Origin of the sequence: Agrobacterium tumefaciens, from assembly GCF_013318015.2 — a bacterium.
Classification (GTDB): domain Bacteria; phylum Pseudomonadota; class Alphaproteobacteria; order Rhizobiales; family Rhizobiaceae; genus Agrobacterium; species Agrobacterium tumefaciens.
This window is the reverse complement of record NZ_CP115841.1, coordinates 2341233-2364560: the sequence shown is the minus strand read 5'-3', so window position 1 is coordinate 2364560 and position 23328 is coordinate 2341233. Positions and strand designations below refer to the sequence as shown.

The 23328-nt window shown below is 59.3% G+C and carries 18 protein-coding genes and 2 riboswitches; of the genes, 14 read left to right on the top strand and 4 right to left on the bottom strand.

Annotated elements, in window-relative coordinates:
• From pyc to G6L97_RS11580, 5 genes are all read left to right on the top strand, one after another.
• The gene (gene pyc, locus G6L97_RS11600; RefSeq protein ID WP_111782557.1) at positions 1 to 3462 is read left to right on the top strand and encodes a pyruvate carboxylase; all 3462 of its coding nucleotides are present in this window, start codon (positions 1 to 3) and stop codon (positions 3460 to 3462) included.
• Between the two features lie 144 nt (positions 3463 to 3606).
• On the top strand, positions 3607 to 4407 hold the full coding sequence (locus G6L97_RS11595) for a DeoR/GlpR family DNA-binding transcription regulator (protein WP_065662966.1): 801 nt from the start codon (positions 3607 to 3609) through the stop codon (positions 4405 to 4407).
• A gap of 12 nt (positions 4408 to 4419) precedes the next feature.
• Positions 4420 to 5610 carry an MFS transporter gene (locus G6L97_RS11590; protein WP_111782558.1) on the top strand — a complete coding sequence of 397 codons (1191 nt, stop codon included), beginning with the start codon at positions 4420 to 4422 and terminating at the stop codon, positions 5608 to 5610.
• A gap of 120 nt (positions 5611 to 5730) precedes the next feature.
• The gene (gene ispG / locus G6L97_RS11585; protein ID WP_111782559.1) at positions 5731 to 6981 is read left to right on the top strand and encodes a flavodoxin-dependent (E)-4-hydroxy-3-methylbut-2-enyl-diphosphate synthase; all 1251 of its coding nucleotides are present in this window, start codon (positions 5731 to 5733) and stop codon (positions 6979 to 6981) included.
• A 66-nt stretch (positions 6982 to 7047) separates the two neighbouring features.
• A complete protein-coding gene (locus G6L97_RS11580; protein ID WP_003516557.1) occupies positions 7048 to 7710 on the top strand; it encodes an OmpA family protein in 663 nt (220 codons plus the stop codon).
• A 32-nt stretch (positions 7711 to 7742) separates the two neighbouring features.
• Here the strand turns inward: G6L97_RS11580 and G6L97_RS11575 are convergent, their stop codons facing one another.
• Positions 7743 to 8657: a polyprenyl synthetase family protein gene (locus G6L97_RS11575; protein ID WP_025594610.1), complete on the bottom strand. Its 915-nt coding sequence runs from the start codon at positions 8655 to 8657 to the stop codon at positions 7743 to 7745.
• Between the two features lie 135 nt (positions 8658 to 8792).
• Between G6L97_RS11575 and mtgA the strand changes: the two genes are divergently transcribed.
• A complete protein-coding gene (gene mtgA / locus G6L97_RS11570; RefSeq protein WP_003516563.1) occupies positions 8793 to 9539 on the top strand; it encodes a monofunctional biosynthetic peptidoglycan transglycosylase in 747 nt (248 codons plus the stop codon).
• Positions 9540 to 9554: 15 nt separating this feature from the next.
• Here the strand turns inward: mtgA and G6L97_RS11565 are convergent, their stop codons facing one another.
• Together G6L97_RS11565 and metA are read right to left on the bottom strand one after the other, a co-directional pair.
• Positions 9555 to 10574, bottom strand: coding sequence for an aldose epimerase family protein (locus tag G6L97_RS11565; protein WP_003516565.1), 1020 nt, complete (start codon positions 10572 to 10574; stop codon positions 9555 to 9557).
• A gap of 74 nt (positions 10575 to 10648) precedes the next feature.
• Positions 10649 to 11575, bottom strand: coding sequence for a homoserine O-acetyltransferase MetA (gene metA / locus G6L97_RS11560; RefSeq protein WP_003516567.1), 927 nt, complete (start codon positions 11573 to 11575; stop codon positions 10649 to 10651).
• Between the two features lie 82 nt (positions 11576 to 11657).
• Positions 11658 to 11734, bottom strand: a riboswitch (SAM riboswitch).
• Between the two features lie 90 nt (positions 11735 to 11824).
• Between metA and G6L97_RS11555 the strand changes: the two genes are divergently transcribed.
• The 7 genes from G6L97_RS11555 to G6L97_RS11525 all read left to right on the top strand — a co-directional run bounded on the left by G6L97_RS11555 (position 11825) and on the right by G6L97_RS11525 (position 20127).
• On the top strand, positions 11825 to 12478 hold the full coding sequence (locus tag G6L97_RS11555; RefSeq protein ID WP_111782560.1) for a thiamine diphosphokinase: 654 nt from the start codon (positions 11825 to 11827) through the stop codon (positions 12476 to 12478).
• A 4-nt stretch (positions 12479 to 12482) separates the two neighbouring features.
• Positions 12483 to 14309, top strand: a complete 1827-nt coding sequence (locus tag G6L97_RS11550) for an ABC-F family ATP-binding cassette domain-containing protein (protein ID WP_111782561.1) — start codon at positions 12483 to 12485, stop codon at positions 14307 to 14309.
• Between the two features lie 91 nt (positions 14310 to 14400).
• Positions 14401 to 14793: a VOC family protein gene (locus G6L97_RS11545; RefSeq protein ID WP_003516574.1), complete on the top strand. Its 393-nt coding sequence runs from the start codon at positions 14401 to 14403 to the stop codon at positions 14791 to 14793.
• A gap of 45 nt (positions 14794 to 14838) precedes the next feature.
• Positions 14839 to 14949: riboswitch (TPP riboswitch) on the top strand.
• A 38-nt stretch (positions 14950 to 14987) separates the two neighbouring features.
• The gene (thiB, locus tag G6L97_RS11540; protein WP_174002925.1) at positions 14988 to 16001 is read left to right on the top strand and encodes a thiamine ABC transporter substrate binding subunit; all 1014 of its coding nucleotides are present in this window, start codon (positions 14988 to 14990) and stop codon (positions 15999 to 16001) included.
• A 19-nt stretch (positions 16002 to 16020) separates the two neighbouring features.
• Entirely contained in the window at positions 16021 to 17646 is a 1626-nt protein-coding gene (thiP, locus tag G6L97_RS11535; protein WP_111782563.1) for a thiamine/thiamine pyrophosphate ABC transporter permease ThiP, read from the top strand.
• Positions 17643 to 18359 carry a thiamine ABC transporter ATP-binding protein gene (locus tag G6L97_RS11530; protein WP_111782564.1) on the top strand — a complete coding sequence of 239 codons (717 nt, stop codon included), beginning with the start codon at positions 17643 to 17645 and terminating at the stop codon, positions 18357 to 18359. Before thiP ends, G6L97_RS11530 begins: the two co-directional genes overlap by 4 nt.
• Before the next feature lie 307 nt (positions 18360 to 18666).
• Positions 18667 to 20127, top strand: a complete 1461-nt coding sequence (locus G6L97_RS11525) for a M48 family metalloprotease (protein WP_025594597.1) — start codon at positions 18667 to 18669, stop codon at positions 20125 to 20127.
• 61 nt (positions 20128 to 20188) lie between these two features.
• Here the strand turns inward: G6L97_RS11525 and leuC are convergent, their stop codons facing one another.
• Positions 20189 to 21598, bottom strand: coding sequence for a 3-isopropylmalate dehydratase large subunit (gene leuC / locus G6L97_RS11520; RefSeq protein WP_111782565.1), 1410 nt, complete (start codon positions 21596 to 21598; stop codon positions 20189 to 20191).
• Between the two features lie 427 nt (positions 21599 to 22025).
• Between leuC and G6L97_RS11515 the strand changes: the two genes are divergently transcribed.
• Positions 22026 to 23303: an MFS transporter gene (locus tag G6L97_RS11515; protein WP_003516599.1), complete on the top strand. Its 1278-nt coding sequence runs from the start codon at positions 22026 to 22028 to the stop codon at positions 23301 to 23303.
• Positions 23304 to 23328: the final 25 nt, after the last annotated feature.

Below are 23328 nucleotides of genomic sequence, written 5' to 3'. Positions count from 1 at the left end.
TTGAAAATATCGAAAATACTTGTTGCCAACCGATCCGAAATTGCGATCCGAGTTTTCCGGGCAGCGAACGAGCTGGGGATAAAAACCGTCGCCATTTGGGCGGAAGAGGACAAGCTGTCTTTGCACCGCTTCAAGGCGGATGAAAGTTATCAGGTCGGCAGGGGTCCGCATCTCGCCAAGGATATGGGACCGATCGAGAGCTATCTTTCGATTGAGGAGGTCATCCGCGTGGCCAGACTTTCCGGCGCGGACGCGATCCATCCCGGTTACGGCCTTTTGTCCGAAAGCCCCGAATTCGTTGAGGCCTGTAACAAGGCTGGCATCACCTTCATCGGACCGACGGCGGATACGATGCGCCAGCTCGGCAACAAGGTTGCCGCCCGCAATCTGGCGATCTCGGTCAATGTTCCCGTTGTTCCTGCAACCAAGCCGCTGCCGGACGATATGGCAAAGGTGGAGCGGCTGGCCGAAGAGATCGGTTATCCCGTGATGTTGAAGGCCTCCTGGGGCGGCGGCGGTCGCGGCATGCGCGCCATCCGCAAAAAGGAGGATCTGGCACGCGAGGTCACCGAGGCCAAGCGCGAGGCGAAGGCCGCTTTCGGCAAGGACGAGGTCTATCTCGAAAAGCTGCTCGAGCGCGCCCGCCACGTCGAGAGCCAGGTTCTCGGTGATACCCACGGCAATGTCGTGCATCTGTTCGAGCGCGATTGTTCGATCCAGCGCCGCAATCAAAAAGTGGTTGAGCGCGCGCCGGCACCCTATCTCAGCGAAGCGCAGCGTCAGGAACTGGCCGCCTATTCCTTGAAGATCGCGGCTGCGACCAATTATATCGGCGCCGGCACGGTCGAATATCTGATGGATGTCGATACCGGCAAATTCTACTTCATCGAGGTCAATCCGCGCATTCAGGTGGAGCATACCGTCACCGAAGTCGTGACCGGCATCGATATCGTCAAGGCGCAAATCCATATTCTGGAAGGGGCCGCCATCGGCACGCCGGAATCGGGTGTGCCGAAACAGGAGGATATCCGCCTCAACGGCCATGCGCTGCAGTGCCGTATCACCACAGAAGACCCGGAGCACAATTTCATTCCCGACTACGGCCGTATAACGGCGTACCGCTCGGCGTCCGGCTTCGGCATTCGTCTGGATGGCGGGACGTCCTATTCGGGGGCGATCATCACCCGTTATTACGATCCGCTTTTGGTGAAGGTAACGGCCTGGGCGCCGCAGCCGGATGAAGCGATCAGCCGCATGGACCGCGCGCTGCGCGAATTCCGAATTCGCGGTGTTGCGACCAACCTCACCTTCCTCGAGGCCATCATTGGCCATGCGAGTTTCCGCAACAACACCTATACGACCCGCTTCATCGATTCGACGCCGGAGCTGTTTGCACAGGTCAAGCGTCAGGACCGCGCTACGAAGCTGCTCACCTATCTTGCAGATGTGACGGTGAACGGGCATCCGGAAACCAAGGGCCGCGTCAAGCCACCGGCAAATGCGGCACAGCCGGTGGTTCCCTACATCGATGCGCCGACGCCTGATGGAACCAAGCAATTGCTCGACCGGCTGGGGCCGAAGGGCTTTGCCGACTGGATGCGCAACGAAAAGCGGGTGCTGGTAACGGACACGACGATGCGCGACGGCCATCAGTCGCTGCTGGCCACGCGCATGCGTACCCATGACATTGCCGGCGTCGCAAGCGTCTATGCCAAGGCCTTGCCGCAGCTTCTGTCTCTGGAGTGCTGGGGCGGCGCCACTTTCGACGTTTCCATGCGCTTCCTGACGGAAGACCCGTGGGAGCGCCTGGCGCTGATCCGCGAGGGTGCGCCGAACCTGCTGCTGCAAATGCTGCTGCGCGGTGCGAACGGCGTCGGGTACAAGAACTATCCAGACAATGTCGTGAAATATTTCGTCCGTCAGGCTGCGAAGGGCGGTATCGACCTGTTCCGCGTCTTCGACTGCCTGAACTGGGTGGAGAATATGCGCGTATCGATGGATGCGATCGCCGAGGAGAACAAGCTCTGCGAAGCGGCCATCTGCTACACGGGCGATATCCTCAATTCCGCGCGTCCAAAATACGACCTGAAATATTATACCAACCTCGCCGCCGAGCTGGAGCGTGCAGGCGCGCACATCATCGCCGTCAAGGATATGGCGGGACTTCTGAAGCCTGCCGCTGCCAAGGTGCTGTTCAAGGCGCTGAGGGAGGCGACCAGCCTGCCTATCCATTTCCACACGCATGACACATCCGGCATTGCGGCTGCGACCGTGCTTGCCGCCGTCGATGCGGGCGTGGATGCGGTGGATGCCGCCATGGATGCGCTTTCGGGCAACACGTCCCAGCCCTGCCTCGGTTCCATCGTGGAAGCGCTGGCCGGATCGGAACGCGATACCGGTCTCGATACCGAATGGATCCGCCGCATCTCGTTCTACTGGGAGTCGGCGCGCAACCAGTATGCGGCTTTCGAAAGCGATCTGAAGGGCCCTGCCTCGGAAGTCTATCTGCATGAAATGCCCGGTGGGCAATTCACCAATCTCAAGGAGCAGGCGCGCTCGCTCGGTCTTGAGAGCCGCTGGCACGAGGTCGCGCAGGCCTATGCCGACGCCAACCGGATGTTCGGCGATATCGTCAAGGTCACGCCGTCCTCCAAGGTTGTCGGCGATATGGCGCTGATGATGGTGAGCCAGGATCTGACGGTCGCCGACGTGGAAAATGCTGATCGCGAAGTGTCCTTCCCGGACTCGGTAGTTTCGATGCTGAAGGGCGATCTTGGACAGTCGCCAGGCGGCTGGCCGGAAGCCCTGCAGAAAAAGGCGCTGAAGGGTGACGCGCCCTATACGGTTCGTCCCGGCTCTTTGCTGCCGGATGCCGATCTCGATGCGGAGAGAAAGGCGATCGAGACCAAACTCGAGCGTTCCGTGAACGACTTCGAATTCGCATCCTATCTGATGTATCCGAAGGTGTTCACCGATTTCGCGCTGACATCCGAGACCTACGGTCCGGTTTCCGTGCTTCCCACCCATGCGTATTTCTATGGCATGGAGGACGGTGAAGAGCTGTTTGCCGATATCGAGCGCGGCAAAACGCTGGTCATCGTCAATCAAGCCTCTTCAGGCACTGACGATAAGGGCATGGTGACGGTGTTCTTCGAGATCAACGGCCAGCCGCGCCGCATCAAGGTGCCGGATCGCGCTCATGGCGCATCCGGCTCTGCGGTGCGCCGCAAAGCGGAACTCGGCAATGGCACGCATATTGGTGCGCCGATGCCGGGCGTGATCAGCCGCGTCTTCATCAACCAGGGTCAGGAGGTCAAGGCCGGCGACGTGCTGCTCTCCATCGAAGCCATGAAGATGGAAACTGCGCTTCACGCCGAACGCGATGGCAAGGTCGCCGAGGTTCTTGTGCGCCCGGGTGACCAGATCGACGCAAAGGATCTGCTGATCGCCTACGCGGAATGATGCCCACACGGCATCGCTAGCCGCGATATTTTGTCTTTCGTTATAAACGCCCGCCCTCCCGGCGGGCGTTTTGCTGTTGCACCTTCGCTAAAACTCAAATATGCATGTTCGTGCACGTTTGTTCCTGTTTATGCATGAGTCCCGATGAGCGATCATTTTGTCAGCGAGCGGCAGGCGCTCATTCTTGCACAGTTGCGGCAAAGCGGCCGCGTGCTTGCGCAGGATCTGGCCCAGAATTTCGGCGTTTCGGAAGATACGGTCCGCCGGGATCTGCGGGATATGGCGGCGCGCGGGGAGTGTCTGCGCGTCTATGGCGGGGCGTTGCTTTCCGATAGCAAGACGGTGCCGCTGAAGACACGGATCGCCGAGGATGCCGATCGCAAGGCTTCGTTGGCGCGCGCAGCAATGCCGCTTTTTGAGCCGGGAATGGTCGTCTTCATCGATGCCGGCTCCACCAATCTGGCCATTGCAAGGGCTATCCCCGCCGGTCTCAAATTGACGGTGGTAACGAATACGCCTGCTATTGCCGCTGAACTCACGGGGCGCGCCGATATCGCTTTGATCATGATCGGCGGCAAGGTCGATCCGGCCGTCGGTGCGGCCATCGACGCCATGGCGTTGCGGCAACTTGAGCTGATGCGGCCCGAGCTATGTATTCTTGGCGTTTGCGGTGTTGCGGCTGAGACCGGCCTGTCGGCGGATATTTTCGAGGATGCCGTGTTCAAGCGGCTTGCCTGCAGCGCAAGCCAGCGGATTGTTGCCGCCATCACCACGGAAAAGCTGGGCCACAAGGCGGCGTTTCACGTGCACGACTTTTCTCCGCCTCTTTCCCTGGTGCTCGAACATGACGCCGACCGCACATTGGTCGAGGCGCTATCGGCTAAAGGCGTACAAGTTCATTTCGGCGACGATGACGCCGTCCAACTCTCTCACGGTCAAGTCTGAAGGATATTACCGATGAACGGCCCCACGACATTTTCGCCGACGGTCAAGCGCTCGTCCTATCTGACGCGGCACAGGCTCGGTGTGTCCCTGCTGTTTTTGATGAACGGTTTCATGATGGGGTCGTGGGCGCCCAAAATACCGGAATTTGCGGCGCGGTTATCCCTCAGTGAAAGTGCGCTTGGCCTTATCATTCTGGTTTTCGGCGTCGGCTCGCTGGTTTTCATGCCGATCGCCGGTTCCCAGATCGCCCGTTTCGGATCGCGAACGGTCAGCCTTGCGAGTGCGGCTATTTTCTTGCCGACACTGCTTTTCATCTCCTGGGCAGACACGATCTGGGCGGGTGTGATTGCAGTTTTCCTGTTCGGTGGGCTGACAGGGGCGATGGATGTCGCCATGAACGCCAATGCGGTGGCGGTCGAGCGTGACATGCGCCGCGCCATCATGTCGTCGTGCCATGCTTTCTGGAGCCTGGGCGGCCTGATCGGTGCCGGTCTTGGCGGCTATCTCATCACGACCATTGGCGTGCAGGGGCATGCGATCGCGTTGACGGTCATCGCCCTTGTTTTGCTCGTCGTCGCGTGGCCGCGCGTTCTTGCGGATCGCCCGCATGCCGAGGAGGAGCGTCCGAAAGGTCGCTTGCCGCTGACGCCCTTGCCGTGGATTATCGGTCTGATGGCGCTGTTTTCGATGATTCCGGAAGGCGCGATCCTCGATTGGGGTGCCCTTTATCTGCGCAATGAACTCGGCGCTTCCGTGTCCCAGTCCGGTTTCGCATTCGCGGCCTTTTCCATGACCATGGCGGCCATGCGTTTTGCCGGCGATCTGGTGCGCGACCGGTTCGGCGCGGTCAATACCCTGCGGTTCTGCTCGGTCATGTCGATTGCGGGCCTTCTGATTGCGGGTCTTGCGGGAAATTCCACGTTTGTGATCATCGGCTTCGCGATTGCCGGTATCGGTATTTCCAACATGGTGCCGATCGCCTTTTCGGCGGCGGGGAACATGCCGGGACTGGCACCCGGCATCGGCCTGTCGGTCGTCACCACCATGGGTTATTCCGGGATTCTGGTAGCACCCTCGGCCATCGGCTTCATTGCCGAACATACCGGCCTCGCCACCGTATTTCTCGCTCTGCCGTTGTTGCATGTGGTGGTTTTGCTGCTTTCGCGGCTCGCCCGGCATGCGGATGGTGCGGGCAAGGAATAGGCGTCTCGAATTTTGCCATGATTGCGGTAAAGTAGAAGCTCTTATGCGTTGGGTGTTGACAAGCACGCCCCCTTGTTTCACCTCAATTGCCAGACCTTGCCGCAAGCTCCAGAGACCGCCATGACGTCACACGCCGATTACGATCCAAAGACCCGCCGTGCATCAGTTGCCGTCGACGTAGGGGGCGTCATCGTGGGTGGCGGTGCGCCTGTCGTCGTACAATCCATGACCAATACCGACACGGCGGATATCGACGCCACCGTGCAGCAGGTGGCGGCACTTTTCCAGGCCGGTTCTGAAATGGTGCGCATCACCGTCGATCGCGATGAGAGCGCTGCCGCTGTGCCGAAAATCCGCGAACGGCTGCTGCGCCTTGGTATGGACGTGCCGCTGATTGGCGATTTCCACTATATAGGCCACAAGCTTCTGGCCGATCATCCGGCCTGTGCCGAAGCACTGGCGAAATACCGCATCAATCCCGGCAATGTCGGCTTCAAGGACAAGAAGGACAAGCAGTTCGGCGAAATCGTCGAAATGGCGATCCGTTATGACAAGCCGGTTCGCATCGGCGTGAACTGGGGGTCGCTCGATCAGGAATTGCTGACGACGCTGATGGACAAGAACAAGGAGCAGGGTTTTCCGCTCTCTGCCCGTCAGGTCACCCGCGAAGCCATAGTCCAGTCGGCACTGATTTCCGCAGAGCTTGCCGAAGAAATCGGCCTGCCGCGCAATCGCATCATCCTGTCTGCCAAGGTCAGCCAGGTACAGGACCTGATTGCCGTTTATTCGATGCTGTCGGAACGTTCCAACCACGCACTGCATCTCGGTCTTACCGAAGCCGGCATGGGTTCCAAGGGCATCGTCGCCTCGTCTGCTGCCATGGGTTATGTGCTGCAGCACGGTATTGGCGACACGATCCGCGTCTCGCTGACGCCGGAGCCGAACGGCGACCGCACCCGCGAGGTGCAGGTGGCGCAGGAATTGCTGCAGGTCATGGGTTTCCGCCAGTTCATTCCGGTGGTTGCGGCATGTCCCGGCTGCGGGCGCACCACCTCTACCGTCTTTCAGGAACTTGCCCAGAATATCCAGAATGACATTCGCAAGAACATGCCGATCTGGCGTGAAAAGTATCCCGGTGTGGAAGCGCTCAATGTTGCTGTCATGGGCTGCATCGTTAATGGCCCCGGCGAAAGCAAACATGCCGATATCGGCATTTCACTGCCCGGAACCGGCGAAAGCCCCGCTGCACCGATCTTCATCGATGGCGAGAAGGCGCTCACCCTGCGCGGTCCCAACATCGCCGCGGATTTTGAAGCGCTTGTGATCGATTACATCGAAAAGCGTTTTGGCCGGAAAGATGCGGCGGAGTAAAAACTACCGTGAAAATGCCGAAATTCCACTGTCATACCGCCTGAACCCTTCGGAGCATCAAAACACATGATCAAAAAAATCGCGATCGTTGCCCTTTGCGGGACCTATCTTTCCGCCTGCACCACCACCGATCCCTATACGGGTGAGCAGAAGATGTCGAACACGGCGGGCGGCGCTGGTATCGGCGCTGTCGTCGGTGCTCTCGGTGGTCTGGCTGTCGGCGGTTCGCCGGTCGGTCGCCGCAACGCAGCCCTCATCGGCGCCGGCATCGGTGCACTCGCCGGTGGCGCAATCGGCAATTACATGGATGGTCAGGAATCCGAGCTTCGCGCCCAGCTTCAGGGCACTGGCGTTTCGGTTACCCGCCGTGGCGACAGCATCGTTCTCAACATGCCGTCGAACATCACCTTCGCGACGGATCAGGATCAGGTCATCCCGCCCTTCTATCAGACACTCGATTCCGTCGCCATCGTGCTGAACAAGTTCAACCGCACGCTCATCGACATCAACGGCCATACCGACTCTACCGGCAGCCAGCAGCACAACCAGGCGCTTTCCGAGCGTCGTGCGGCGTCTGTTGCAAACTATCTCGGCGCACGCGGCGTCGACCAGCGCCGTATTTCGACGCTCGGCTTCGGCCCCTCGCAGCCGATCGCTTCGAACGCAACGCCGGATGGCCGCGCCCAGAACCGTCGTGTCGAAGTGCTGATTTCGCCGCTCAAGGGCTGATTGGCTGAAAAACGGTGAGCCGGGAAACCGGCTCAGCTTTTCCGTTCGGCGATGAATCTGGCGGCCGCGATGAGTATCGCGGCCTTTTCGCCGTAGGGGGCCAGAAGTTCGGAGGCTTCCGCCACCTGTTCCTGAAGCTTGAGGCGCGCCCAGTCTTCACCGCGTAGTGCCACCAGCGTTCCCTTGCCGCGTGCGGCATCCTTGCCGGTTGCCTTGCCCATGGTGGCGGCATCGGCGGTCAGATCCAGGAGATCGTCGGCAAGCTGGAAGGCAAGGCCGATCTTTTCACCGAAGAGGCGCAGTCTTTGTCTTTCGGAAACATCGCTGCCGGCGATGATCGCGCCTGCCTCGCAGGCGAAGCGAAGCAGCGCACCGGTTTTCATAGCCTGCAATGTAATAATGCCGGTCTCATCAGGTGCGTTCTTTTCCGCAGCCAGATCGAGCGCCTGACCGCCCGCCATGCCGCCGACGCCTGCGGCGCGGGCGAGCGAGAGAACGAGAGACGCCTTGCGGTCTGCCTGGAGAGGATTTTCGTCCGATGCGATAATATCGAAAGCGAGTGTCAGCAGGCTGTCGCCTGCGAGAATGGCGGTCGCCTCGTCGAATTTGCGGTGCACTGTCGGCTGGCCGCGGCGCAGGTCGTCGTCATCCATCGCTGGCAGATCGTCGTGCACCAGCGAGTAACAATGCAGGCACTCCAGCGCGGCACCGACGTGATGGGCTGCTTCGGCATTTCCGCCGAGCAAGGCCGTGCTTTCTATGACCAGGAAGGGCCGCAGGCGTTTGCCGCCGTTCAGCACACCATGACGCATGGCGTCGAGCAGGTTTTGCGGGCGTGTAATCTCATCCGCACGCGCCTCTGCGGAAAGCAGGCGACCAAGCAGGGATTCGGTCTGTGCCGCGTTATCGCGCAGCTTCGTTTCGAAATTCGTCATCTGAGCGTCCATGCCGCGCTCTTTGGCATGGCGCGCGGGGCCAGGCAACCTTTTCGTGATTCCTGAGGTCAACTGTTTGACCGGACTCGCCTTGAAGGCGGCAATGGAATATGAAAGGCTTCGATTGGTGCGGGGCTTTGACGAATATTGAGCAGTACGCCTGAAAGCGACGCAGATTACGCCGTGCTGGCGGAAGACCGGAGCAGTCCGAAGGTGGATTTTCGCACGTTGGCAAAGCGTATCATCATGACCTTGCTGGCGTTGCTGATCCTGCCCTATCTGCTGATCCCGGTTTACGCCCTGCCTTTCATGCGGCCGGTCTCGACGCTGATGCTTGCCGATCTGGTGACACTTCAGGGTTATGACCGGCGCTGGGTGCCGCTCGAGGATATTTCGCCGCGCCTTGTGCAATCCGTAATGATGTCCGAGGACGGACAATTCTGTTTCCACGGCGGCGTTGACTGGAACCAGATGCAATCCGTCGTCAACAATGCGCTCGAAGGCGCGTCCACCCGTGGCGCCAGCACCATTCCCATGCAGACGGCCAAGAACCTGTTCCTCTGGAACGGCCGCTCGTTCTTGCGCAAGGGGCTGGAGTTGCCGCTGGCGATTGCTGCCGATTTCGTCTGGTCCAAAAAACGGATGATGGAGATCTATCTCAACGTTGCCGAATGGGGACCCGGCATTTACGGCATTGAGGCCGCAGCACAGCACCATTTCAAGGTACCGGCGGCAAAGCTCAGCTCCCGCCAGGCGGCACTGCTTGCCGTTTCCCTGCCCAATCCCATCGATCGCGTTGCCAGCAAGCCGGGGCGTGGTTTGCAACGGCTTGCCGGCCTTATCGAACGGCGTGCCCGAGCATCGGGCGGTTATGTGGGATGCGTGCTGGACTGAGCCCAGCCCGCCGCCTCAACCCTTCTTGAAAATATAGTCGGTTTCCTGACGCAGGGTCTCGCCGGGACGCAGGATCGCGTAGGGGAAATCGGGATGATTGACGGCATCCGGCCATATCTGCGTTTCCAGGCAAAAACCTGCAAAGGGGCCATAGTGGCGGCCATCGAGGCCCGGAACGGGAACATTCAGCTTGAAGGCTGAATAAAATTGCACGCCGGGTTCTGTGGTGTGAACCTCAAGGGCAATGTCGGAGGCGGGCGAATAGGCGCGGGCAACCTTGCGCTTGGCGCGACGCTCGGGCGAAAGGCAGAAATTATGGTCGTAGAGCACCTGCTCGCCATCCTCCGTTCGCCGCATCGGCGTCGGGTGGCGCAGGTCGAAGACGGTGCCTTCGACGGAGCGGATTTCGCCTGTCGGGATCTGTTTGTCGTTGGTTGGCAGATAAAAGTCAGCGGCGATGCTGATCTCATGTCCAAGTGCGGTATCAGCACCGTCGAGGTTGAAATAGGAATGCTGGCAGATATTGGCGATGGTCGGTTGGTCGGTCACCGTTTCATAGACCACCGAAAGCACGCCGCCGTCGCGGATCGTATAGGTCGCGGTCACCGTGCAATTGCCGGGATAACCGGCGCGGCCGTCGGGATCGATGATCTGCAGAACTGCATGGCTTTCGCCGTGTTCCATCAACATCCAGTTACGTTTGCCCATCCCGTCGCTGCCGCCATGCAGGTGGCTGACGCCTTTTTCGTTCAGTTCCAGCTGGTATTCGTGCCCGTCGATCGAGAATTTTCCGTCACCGATACGGTTGGCGTTGCGGCCGGGTGTCGCGCCGAAATAGGATGAATATTTGTAGTCCTCGAATGTATCGAAGCCGAGAACGAGCGGCGGCTGGTGCCCATCGAGGCGCAGGTCCTGAATGACGGCGCCCCAGGTGATAACCTTGGCCGTCAGCCCGCCCTTCGAGATGGTGACGCGCTCAACCTTTTCGCCGGTTGCCGTGAAACCGAAATTCTCCCGTGCCGCCGCGTCGCTCATTGCGTCATTCTCCCGATATCTTTGAATTGCCGGCGGACGTTGCGTCATTTTCCGGCAATTCGCAATCCCGCAATTTACGCCGCTAGTTTGCCGATTGCTTCGAGGTCATAAGGCGTCGTCTGATATATCTCGTTGATCCAGTTGCCGAAAAACAGATGGGCATGGCTGCGCCAGCGGTTGAGCGGGGCAAGCTCCGGATCATTGTGCGGAAAATAATCATGCGGCAGCTTGATTGGGACGCCCGAGTTCACATCGCGGAAATATTCATCCGAAAGCGAGGTTGAATCATATTCGACGTGGTTGAACATATAGAGGCGGTTGCCCTCTTTTTCATGCACCAGACATACGCCCATTTCCTCTGACTCCATCAGGATTTCGAGTTCCGGGTGTTTTTCGATGTCGGCGCGGCGCACTTCCGTCCAGCGTGAGACCGGAACCTGAAAGTCGTCGGAAAAACCGTTGAGATATATCGACGAGGGGCAGAGATTGCGGTGACGATAGACACCGAAAGCCTTTTCCTTCAGTTCGTATTTCGGCACACCATGGAAATGGTAGATGGCGGCCATTGCGCCCCAGCAGACGTTCAGCGTCGAATGGACGTTGGTTTGCGTCCAGTCGAAAATCTTTTGCATCTCGTTCCAGTAGGTCACGTCTTCATAGTCAAGCATCTCGATGGGCGCGCCTGTGATGATGAAACCGTCGAACTTGCGGTGGCGCACTTCCTCCCATGTCTCATAGAAGGACAGAAGGTGCTCTTCCGGCGTATTCTTGGCACGATGGCCGCCAATGCGGATCAGCGAAAACTCCACCTGCAGCGGCGATGCGCCGACGAGGCGCGCCATCTGCACTTCCGTCTTGATCTTGTTCGGCATGAGGTTGAGAAGCCCGATCTGGAGCGGGCGGATATCCTGCCGGATGGCCGCCGTTTCTGTCATGACCCGCACGCCCTCATGAACGAGGGTGTCGAAGGCGGGAAGGGTATCGGGAATCTTGATCGGCATGTCGAACTCTCTTTTCGGATGACGTAAAGAACGTTGCGAAAACAAAAAAACCGGCAGCGAAATCGCAGCCGGTCCCAGGAAATTACCCTTTTCCTCGACCCTTTAGCGACTTCTTTAAAGTGGCTGCAAGCCGGTCGGCAAATCACCACTGAGGCGTTTCATAATCCCGAAGCCGACGAAAATCAATATCGGCTGATTTCATCGGGTTTCTGCCTTTCCATTTTTGCCTGAGGTGCGATAAGGCAGGGCATGGATAGAGAACGCTTCACCATTCTGCTTGGCGGCGATGTCACCGTTACCGACCGCCTCAAAGCGGCGGTTGAGGGTAGCCGTGTGATTGCGGCCGATGGCGGCATGCGCCATGCCGCACCGCTCGGGCTCACACCCGAGCTTTGGGTGGGGGATTTCGATTCCACCGACAAGGACCTGCTGGACGCCTGGCCCGATGTGGTGCGACAGCCCTATCCCGCTGCAAAGGCTGTGACCGATGGCGAAATTGCGGTGTCGGAGGCACTTGCCCGCGGCGCGCGTTCTCTGGTGCTTGCCGGTGCGCTTGGTGGAGCGAGAAGCGACCACGCACTTCAGCACCTCCTTTACGCGGTGGCGCTTACTGAGCGTGGTCTCAACGTTACGCTGACCTCCGGCGAAGAGGAGGCCCGCCCGCTGCTGGCGGGGTCGTTCGACCTTGATCTGCCTCCCGGTGCGCTGTTTTCCGTTGCCGGGTTTACCGACCTTGTGGGGCTCGATATCGGCAATGTGCGTTATCCTATCAAGGATTTCCCGCTTGCTTTCGGCTCTTCCCGCACTATTTCCAATGTCGCGAATGGCGGCCCCGTGCATTTCTCGCTGAAAAGCGGAAAAGCCATCGTGCTCGCCCGCCCTTATGATCTGACCGGAGCCTGACGCCTTGGCACCCCCAATTTTGAAACTCGATGACATCAAGCTGACCTTCGGCGTGACCCCGCTGCTCGACGGCGCCAATCTTCAGGTGGAGCCGGGCGACCGCATCTGCCTTGTCGGACGCAACGGTTCGGGCAAGTCGACCCTGATGAAGATCGCCGCCGGTCTGGTCGAGGCGCAGTCGGGCGAGGTTTTCCGTCACCCCTCCGCCACCATCCGTTATCTGGAACAGGCGCCGGATTTTGCCGGTTACGACACCGTGCAGGCCTATGCCGAGGCGGGGCTGGGACCTGGCGACGATCCCTATCGCGTTACCTATATTCTCGAGCATCTGGGCCTGACGGGACAGGAACATCCGGATAGCCTGTCCGGCGGCGAAGCGCGGCGTGCGGCCCTTGCCCGCGTCATGGCCCCTGAACCCGATATTCTGATGCTGGACGAGCCGACCAACCATCTGGACCTGCCCACAATCGAATGGCTTGAAGGCGAGTTGCAGCAGACGCGTAGCGCGCTGGTGCTGATCTCGCACGACAGGCGTTTTCTGGAGAAGGTTTCGACCTCGACCGTGTGGCTGGATCGCGGCCAGTCCCGTCGTCTCAATCGCGGTTTTGCGCATTTCGAGGAATGGCGCGACAAGGTGCTGGAAGAGGAAGAGCTGGAGCAGCACAAGCTCGGCAAGGCCATCGAGCGTGAAGAACACTGGATGCGTTACGGCGTGACCGCGAGACGCAAGCGCAACATGCGCCGCGTGGGCGAGCTTCAGGCAATGCGTGCGGACTATCGCGGCCACAAGGGACCGCAGGGCAGCGTGCAGGCGACGGCTGCGGAGGTGCGGGAATCCGGCAAACTGGTCATCGAGGCAGACGCAATCACTAAGTCTTACGGCGAGCGCGTGATCATCGCGCCGTTTTCGCTGCGGGTGCATCGCGGTGATTGCATCGGTCTCGTCGGGCCGAACGGTGCCGGCAAGACAACGCTTTTGAAGATGCTGACCGGCCAGCTTCAGCCCGATAGCGGCACGGTAAAGCTCGGCACCAATCTGGAAATCGCGACGCTTGATCAGAAGCGTGAAGATCTCAATCCAAACGATACGCTCGCTCATTACCTCACCGACGGTCGCGGCGACAATTTGCTGGTCAATGGCGAGTTGAAACATGTGACGGGTTACATGAAGGACTTCCTGTTCCAGCCGGAACAGGCCCGCACGCCCATCCGCAACCTCTCCGGTGGTGAGCGCGCCCGTCTTATTCTTGCGCGCATTCTGGCGCGGCCTACCAACCTGCTGATCCTTGACGAGCCGACCAACGATCTCGATATCGAAACACTCGATCTGTTGCAGGAAATCGTTGCGGGCTTTTCCGGCACGGTCATTCTCGTCAGCCACGACCGCGACTTCCTCGACCGTACCGTCACCTCCACAATCGCGCCCGCCAATCCGGACCAGCCGGACGGACGCTGGATCGAATATGCCGGCGGCTATTCGGACATGATGGCGCAACGCAAGGGTGCTGCGGAAGAAAAGCGCAAGGCGGAGAAGCAGGAAAAGGCAAAGACCGCCCCTTCCGCCTCCGCGTCGCAGGACGCTTCAAAGGCCAAGGGCAAGCTTTCTTTCAAGCAAAAATTTGCGCTCGAAAACCTTCCAAAGGAGATGGAGAAGGCGCAGGGCGAAATCGCCAAGCGTGAGCAGCGCATGGCCGATCCCAATCTGTTCACCAAGGACCCGGCTACCTTCAATACGCTGGCGCAGGAAATGACGAAGCTGCGCGAAAAGCTCGAAGCCATGGAAGAGGAATGGCTGGAGCTGGAGATGCTGCGCGAGGAAATTGAAGGGTGACTTGGTCGCGATTTCTTGACTGAGGTCTCATCCACCTTTGACAGGGAGCCGGAATTGCCGTTTCCTGTGCGGGTTCGGAGGAGTTCAGAAAATGCGCATGATCTTCGTCAATCTGCCGGTCAAGAATATCGAGACATCGAGAAGCTTCTTCACGGCTCTCGGTTTCACCTTCAATCCGGAATATTCGGATGACCGCACGCTCTGCATGATCGTTGAGGAGAACATTTTCGTGATGCTTCTTCAGGAGGAGCGTTTTCGTGATTTCATCAATGGCGATATCGCCGACGCCACACGCAGCACCGAGGTCCTGACCTGTCTCACAGCGGGAAGCCGTGAGGAAATCGACCGGATGATCGAAACGGCGCTCGCCTCGGGTGGCAGCAGCTGGAAACCGGTTCAGGATCACGGTTTCATGTATGCCGGTAGTTTTCAGGATCCCGACGGCCATGTCTGGGAACTGGTGCACATGGTGCAGCAGGCCTGACGGCAGCCATCTTGCCAATCAGAGACAGCGGGACTACATCATCATCTTGATCTAACGGGGTGTCTTTTGTGCTTGCGTGCAAAAGGCTGAGAGGCTTGCCAACCCGAAGAACCTGATCCGGTTCATACCGGCGGAGGGATTAGACGGCTTAAGGCAAGCGGCTATTTCCCTTTTCGTTTTTTGAGGAGATACCCGTGCGCCGTCGTCTTTTCCTGAATTCCCTCGTTGCCGTTTCGTTGTTTCTGCCCGGTCTTGCCACTGCTCAGGACAGACAGGAACTGACCGTCTACACCTATGAAAGCTTCGTTTCCGAATGGGGTCCCGGCCCCAAGGTGAAAGAGGCCTTCGAGAAGGTGTGCAATTGCACGGTCAATTTCGTCGGTGTAGCGGATGGCGTGGCGCTGCTCAACCGCCTGAAGCTTGAAGGGGCGGCGTCGAAGGCGGATGTCGCTGTTGGTCTCGACACCAATCTGGTCGCGGAAGCGAAACAGACCGGCCTCTTCGATATCAGCGGTATCGATGCATCGGTGGCCAAGGTGCCGGGCGGTTACAAGGACGACGTTTTCGTCCCTTACGACTACGGTCATTTCGCCGTTGTCTATGACACGCAGACGATAAAAAATCCGCCGACGAGCCTGAAGGATCTGGTGGACGGCGATCCTTCACAGAAAATCGCCATTCAGGACCCGCGCACCTCCACGCCGGGGCTTGGCCTGCTGCTCTGGGTGAAGTCCGTTTACGGCGACAAGGCACCGGAAGCCTGGGCGAAGCTCCGGAAGCGCATTCTCACCGTCACGCCGGGCTGGTCGGAATCCTTTGGCCTTTTCACCAAGGGTGAGGTGCCGATGGTGCTCTCCTACACCACGTCGCCTGCCTATCACATGGTCTCGGAAAAGACGGATCGCTATCAGGCCGCGGCTTTTTCCGAGGGGCACTACATCCAGATCGAGGTTTCCGGCCTTCTCAAAAACGCGCCGCACAAGGAACTGGCGAAGCAGTTCCTCGCTTTCACGCTCACATCAGGATTTCAGGATGCCATTCCGGAAAACAACTGGATGATGCCGGTCGCGGCAACGTCCACGCCCCTGCCCGAGGCATTTTCCAAACTCGTCGTACCGCAGAAGACCTTCCTGATGGACCCGGAAGAGGTGGCGAAGAACCGCAAGGCCTGGATCGACGAATGGCTTGCGGCCATGAGCATGAACTGAGCAAGAGGCACGCCCGCGCATGATGCTGCGTCGCGACTACAGATGGTCGATCATTGGCGGAACGGCGGCGTTTGCCGCCGTTTTCCTGTTCATGGCGCTTGCTGTATCAGCACTCCTGTCTTTCGATGCCGGCACATCCGCCGCCGGAATCGTGGATGCCTACACGCTGCGCATCCTGCGCTTCACGCTCTATCAGGCAACGTTGTCCACTGTTCTTTCCATTGTTCTCGGCCTGCCGGTGGCGCTTGCGCTCTCCCGCAGACAGGATTTTCCGGGGCGGATTTGGATTATCAGGTTGATGGCTGTGCCGATGGGGCTGCCGGTCATCGTCGGCGCCTTCGGCATTATCACGATCTGGGGCAGGCAGGGTGTTTTGAATACTGCCCTTGTTTTTGCCGGTGCGGAGCAGCCCTTCAGTATTTACGGCCTTTCCGGCATTCTCATCGCCCATGTGTTTTTCAATCTGCCGCTTGCGGTGCGGCTGATGCTGGCCGGGCTGGAGCGGATTCCGGGCGAATATTGGCGGATGGCAGCAAGTCTTGGCATGGGGCCGGTTTCGGTTTTCCGCTTCATCGAGTGGCCGGCCGTCTCGCGGCTTGTTCCCGGTATTGCCGGGCTTGTCTTCATGCTGTGCGCCACCAGCTTCACGCTAGTGCTTCTGCTGGGCGGTGGACCGGCGGCGACGACACTTGAGGTCGCAATCTATCAGGCGCTGCGGTTTGATTTCGATCCGCAACGGGCAATCGCGCTTTCGGTTTTGCAGATTGCAGTCACAGCAGTTCTGCTCGGCCTTCTTGCCTTTTTGCCATCGCCCGAGGCGGAAATTGCTTCACTTGGCCGCCCTGTTCGTCGTTTCGACGGCAAGCGTGTTGGCGCGCGCCTGTGGGACGGAGCGGCAATCATTTTTGCGGTTCTGCTGGTCGGCCTGCCGCTTGTTGCCATAACCGTCTCGGGTTTGGGGGCCGATCTGCCGCGTCTTTTGTCAGCGCCGATCTTCCTGCGTGCGGCGGCGACCAGCCTTGCAATCGCTGCGCTCTCCGCAACTCTCGTCGTGCTCTGCTGCTTTGCGATTATCGGTGCGCGACAGGCCGTGGGTTCCAGACGGCACGCGGCTCAGCCCTTGCGCCTTTTGTCCGCCACGCTCGGGGCGGGGTCATCGCTAGTGCTGCTGGTGCCGCCCGTCGTGCTGGGAAGCGGGTGGTTCCTGTTGCTGCGGCCCTTTGGAGATGTCAGTTTTTATGCTCCCGTTCTCGTGGCACTCATCAACATGCTGATGGCGTTGCCGCTTGCCATGCGGGTGCTGGAGCCAGCCTTCACCAGCCATTTTTTACGCACGTCCCGGCTCTCCGCCAGCCTTGGGCTTCAGGGACTGACGCGGCTGCGGTTCGCCGATCTGCCGGTACTGCTGCGGCCGCTTCTGATGGCGTTTTCCTTTGCCATGGCCCTGTCGCTCGGTGATCTTGGGGCGGTTGCCCTGTTCGGGTCGGAAAATTTCGTCACGTTGCCATGGCTGGTCTATAGCAATATGGGCAGCTACCGCACCAATGATGCCGCTGGATACGCGTTCATCCTTGGCGTCGTCTGCCTGCTGCTTGCCGCGGGCGGCGTTTCACGGCAATCCCAATCAGCAAGGGCGAGCATATGACGGGTGACGAATTTGCCGTGGGGCTGGACAAGGTCAGGCTGCGGCTCGGAACGCAGGATTTCGATCTCGATTGTATATTCCCGCAAGGCCAGATGACCGCCGTTGTCGGTGCCTCCGGTTCTGGCAAGTCGACGCTCCTCAATCTCATCGCCGGTTTTGAATTGCCCGATTCCGGGCGCGTGCTGATCGGCGGGCGGGACATGAAGGCGCTCGATCCTTCCGAACGACCGGTCTCCTCGATCTTCCAGGATAATAATCTTTTCGCCCATCTCGATATCTTCACCAATGTCGCGCTCGGCATCAGCCCCGGGCTGAAGCTGCGGGCGGAAGACAGGCAGAGGATCGACATGGCGCTCACACGCGTTGGTCTTGCGGGTTTTGACAAACGTTTGCCGGGCACGCTTTCCGGCGGGGAAAGGCAAAGGGCGGCGCTGGCGCGTGCGCTGGTCCGGAAAAAACCGGTCATGCTGCTGGACGAGCCTTTCGCGGCGCTAGATCCGGGGCTGCGGGCGGGCATGACCTCCCTGCTTCTCGACTTGCATGCTGAAACAAAAAATACGGTGATTATTGTCACGCACCATCCAGACGACATAAAAAAGCTGGCGCAGCGGGTGGTTTTTCTTGATCGTGGCCGCGTTGTCTATGCGGGCTCGACCATAGATTTCTTCGCCACACAAAATGTGAAGGCGGTCGACAGTTTTCTGAACGGCTGATCGCCTTATTTTCGACGCGTGCCGCTGGCAATCGCTTTAGATAACTTCAATGGCGTTAATTTGCACTTGCCAGTTTCAAGTCGTTGCCCGAGAAAAGACGAGAATTATTGCGTTCTTCAGGAATATTCCGGACTTGATGGATCGTTTTTACCGTTTCGACATTCATGGCTCGTTGGGGCGAATCTGTTATTCTGGTCTGCAATTAACGGATGATCAGGAACGTTAGGGGCAGGCATAGAGAATGAGAAATAGCATGACTGCGCAGTGGAGGCTTTTCTCCCGTTCAGGCCTTCGCCGTTCGGGCAGGATGGCTGCCGTGTGTTCCGTGCTGACGGCGTCTGCCGTATTCCTGTCATCGTGTCAGTCTCTCTTCAGCCCGGCCTACCAGTCCACCTTGCGGCCTTCGGACAATCCGCAGACCGTGGAAGAGGTGCAGAAGAATGATCCCCGTGCGCAGATGGGCGCGCGCGAACATCCGCGTATTGTGGCGAGTTATGGTGGCGAATATCGTGATGCCAAGACGGAGCGGCTTGTCGCCCGTATTGCCGGCGCGCTGACGGCTGTTTCGGAAAATCCGCAGCAATCCTATCGCATCACCATCCTCAACTCGCCTGCTATCAACGCTTTTGCGCTGCCGGGGGGGTATCTTTACGTGACGCGCGGGCTTCTGGCACTCGCCAACGATGCATCGGAAGTGGCCGCCGTGCTTTCGCATGAGATGGGCCACGTTACCGCAAACCACGGCATCGAGCGCCAGCGCCGGGAAGAGGCGGAGGTGATTGCAAGCCGTGTGGTCGCCGAGGTTCTGTCGAGCGATCTCGCCGGCAAGCAGGCGCTTGCGCGCGGTAAGCTGCGGCTTGCGGCTTTTTCGCGCCAGCAGGAGTTGCAAGCGGACGTGATTGGTGTGCGCATGTTGGGTGAGGCCGGCTACGACCCCTTCGCATCGCCGCGGTTTCTGGATTCCATGGCAGCCTATGCGCGTTTCTCCTCGGCTGATCCCGAAAATGACCAGAGCCTCGACTTTCTTTCCAGCCACCCCAACACGCCGCAGCGCATCGAGCTTGCACGCCGGCATGCCCGCGCCTTCGGTCAGGACGGTCAGGTCGGGGATCGGGGTCGCGACTGGTTTCTGGATGGCATAGACGGCCTGCTTTACGGCGACAGCCCGCAGGAGGGTTATGTCCGGGGCCAGACCTTCCTGCACGGAACGCTCGGTATCCGTTTCGATGTGCCGGAAGGTTTCGTCATCGACAACAAGGTCGAGGCCGTTCTTGCGACGGGTCCGGGCGATGTGGCGATCCGTTTCGACGGCGTGGCCGATCCGAAACAGACCACTCTTGCCAATTACCTGACCAGCGGCTGGGTTGCCGGCCTGATGCCGGAAACCGTGAAGGAAACGCAGATCAACGGTCTGGAGGCTGCGACAGCCCGTGCGACGGCGGACAAATGGGACTTTGACGTTACCGTCATCCGTGTCGGTCAGCAGATATTCCGCTTCCTGACGGCCGTGCCGAAGGGTAACACGCAGCTCGATTCCATCGCCAACGTATTGCGCACGAGTTTCCGCAAGATGACGCCGCAGGAGATCGCATCGTTGAAACCTCTGCGCGTGCGCGTGGTGACGGTCAAGCCCGGTGAAACCGTGGCAACGATTGCCGCACGGATGATGGGGACCGACCGCAAGCTCGACATGTTCCGCATGATGAATGCGATGAGCGCCACCGCCACGCTTCAGCCCGGCCAGCGGGTGAAGATCATTGCGGAATGAGATGCTAACAAAAAACCCCGGATTGTGATCCGGGGTTTTTCGCTTCAGACGTTATCGATAATTACCGCCACTCGCGAACATCGACGAAATGGCCGGCGATGGCCGCCGCCGCTGCCATGGCGGGGGAGACGAGGTGGGTGCGGCTCTTATAGCCCTGGCGGCCCTCGAAGTTGCGGTTCGAGGTGGAGGCGCAACGTTCGCCAGGCTTGAGGCGGTCGTCATTCATGGCAAGGCACATGGAGCAGCCCGGTTCGCGCCATTCGAAACCAGCTTCGAGGAAAATCTTGTCCAGACCTTCCTTTTCCGCCTGTTCCTTCACGAGACCGGAGCCGGGCACGATCATGGCCGAGACGGTGGGCGCAACCTTGCGGCCGTCGACGATCTTTGCCGCTGCGCGCAAATCCTCGATACGGCCATTGGTGCAGGAGCCGATGAAAACGCGGTCGATGGCGATATCGGTGATGCGTGTACCGGGTTTCAAGCCCATATAATCCAGCGCACGCCACTTGGAAGTACGCTTGTTTTCTTCCTCGATATCATCCGGATTGGGAACGATACCCTCGACGGACGTCACGTCCTCAGGCGATGAGCCCCAGGAGACGATCGGCGGCAGATTGGCGGCGTCCAGCACCACGATCTTGTCGTAATGGGCGCCTTCATCGGATTTCAGCGTTTTCCAGTAGGCGATGGCCTGTTCCAACGTCTCGCCCTTTGGTGCGCGCGGCTTGTCCTTGATGTAGTCGAAGGTGGTCTCATCAGGCGCGATCAGACCTGCACGGGCGCCGCCCTCGATGGTCATGTTGCAAACCGTCATGCGGCCTTCCATGGAGAGCGAGCGGATTGCCTCACCGGCAAATTCAATCACATGGCCGGTGCCGCCTGCTGTGCCGATCTCACCGATAATGGCGAGGATGATGTCCTTGGCGGTGACGCCTTCCGGAACCTTGCCATCGACACGCACCAGCATGTTCTTGGCCTTTTTCTGGATCAGCGTCTGGGTCGCCAGCACATGCTCCACTTCCGACGTGCCGATGCCGTGCGCCAGCGCGCCGAAAGCACCATGGGTGGAGGTGTGGCTGTCGCCGCAAACAATCGTCATGCCCGGCAGGGTGAAGCCCTGTTCCGGGCCAACGATGTGGACGATGCCCTGACGCTTGTCGCGCTCGGAATAATATTCGACACCGAAATCCTTGGCATTCTGCGCAAGCGCTTCCACCTGGATACGGCTTTCCTCGTTCTTGATGCCTTCCAGCCGGTCGGCTGTGGTTGGCACGTTATGATCGACGACGGCAAGAGTGCGGGCGGGCGAATGGACCGGACGACCGGCGATGCGCAGGCCTTCAAAGGCCTGCGGGCTGGTCACCTCATGGACCAGGTGACGGTCGATATAGAGAAGACAGGTTCCGTCCGGGTCACGATTGACGACGTGGTCGTCCCAGATCTTGTCGTATAAGGTGCGGGGTGCGCTCATGGCTCTATGCCTTGTCATGGAAGGTAAAATCAGGGTTCAGTAAGGCGGTGGACAGCGGGTGCTGTCAGGCGAGCCTAAGTCGGCTGTTGAGCGCCCCGGAAATGCGCGCAAAAAACCGTGCCGGCAGACGCTTGTGGTCCTGCAGCACATAAACATTCTGCGCGAGACATCCGAATTTAGATCCCATGGCGGTCTTCATAGCAGATTGCCGGTTTCGCGGCAATATGAATGCACGCAGACCGTAAAACGGTGACCCGGCGGCTTTGATGTGCGCCGCATCATGCACTCAGGGCTTTAAAATGCCGGTTTCGCAGCCCTTTCGGCATTGGCTATGATGCAATGCAACTTGCGTATCTTGCGGCGCACATATAGATGGGTCCCCTTATCATTTGCATTTCGACGAGCAATCGAAGGGAGGGAAAAGCACATGGTATCGGAAAAATCCCTAATCTCGAAGATCACCTGGCGGCTGATGCCGTTTCTTGGCCTTCTCTATCTCATCGCCTATATCGACCGGCAGAATGTCAGCTATGCCAAGCTGCAGATGGTCGATGCGCTGAGCCTCAGCGAATATGCCTACGGACTTGGCGCTTCGCTGTTCTTCATCGGCTATTTCCTCTTTGAGGTTCCGAGCAACCTTTTCCTCAACCGTTTCGGCGCCAGCAAATGGTTCGCCCGCATTCTGGTGTCCTGGGGTGCCGTCACCATCGCGCTTGCCTACACGCAGAATGCGACGATGTTCTACATCCTGCGCTTCCTGCTCGGGCTTTGCGAGGCCGGTTTCTTCCCGGGCGTGCTGTTCCTGATGACGCTGTGGTTCCCGCGCGATTATCGCGGCCGCATGATCGGCTTGTTCATGATCTTCAGTGCGCTTGCCAATGCCATCGGCGCACCGCTTGGCGGCATGCTGCTCGATCTCGATGGTTTCCTCGGTTATGCCGGCTGGGAATGGGTGTTCCTGGCGACGGGTATTCCCGCCGTGATCGCCGGTATCGTTACCTTCTTCTATCTGGACGATACGCCGGAAAAGGCGAAGTTCCTGACGCAGGCCGAGAAGGACTGGTTGAAGAACCGCCTGGCCGAAGAAAACAAGGGCATGGAAGAGCATGCGGAGGACGGCTTCAAGGCGCTGATCAATCCGCGCGTGCTGTTCATGGCGCTTTGCTATGTCGGCTTTCCGCTGGCGGCCTATGGTCTCAGCTACTGGCTGCCGACGATCGTAAAGAGCTTCGGCGTTTCCAACACCGCCAATGGCTTCATCAACATCATCCCCTGGGTGATCGTGGCCGTCGCTCTCTTCGTCGTGCCCCTGGCGGCTGACAAGGCAAAAAACAAAACGCCTTATATCGTCGGCCCTGCCTTCGTCGGCGCGTTTTGCCTGCTGATGTCGGCGCTGCTCAGCGATCCGGTATTGCAGTTCGCCTTCCTTTGCATCGCCGCTGCGGGCATTTTTGCTGGCCAGCCGGTGTTCTGGAGCCTGCCCGGCCGCTTCCTCAAGGGAGCCGGTGCCGCTGCCGGCATCGCCGCCATTAATTCCGTCGGCAATCTCGGTGGTTTCGTGGCGCAGAACGTGGTGCCTTGGATCAAGGACCAGACCGGCAGCACGATTGCGCCGATGTTCTTCCTTGCCTTCTGCCTTGCGCTGGCAGGTGTGCTCGTCATCATCGCGGCGCGAAAAATGGGCAATCAGGCCGAGGCCGCCTGATCTGCAAGATAGTGGCAGCCGGCAT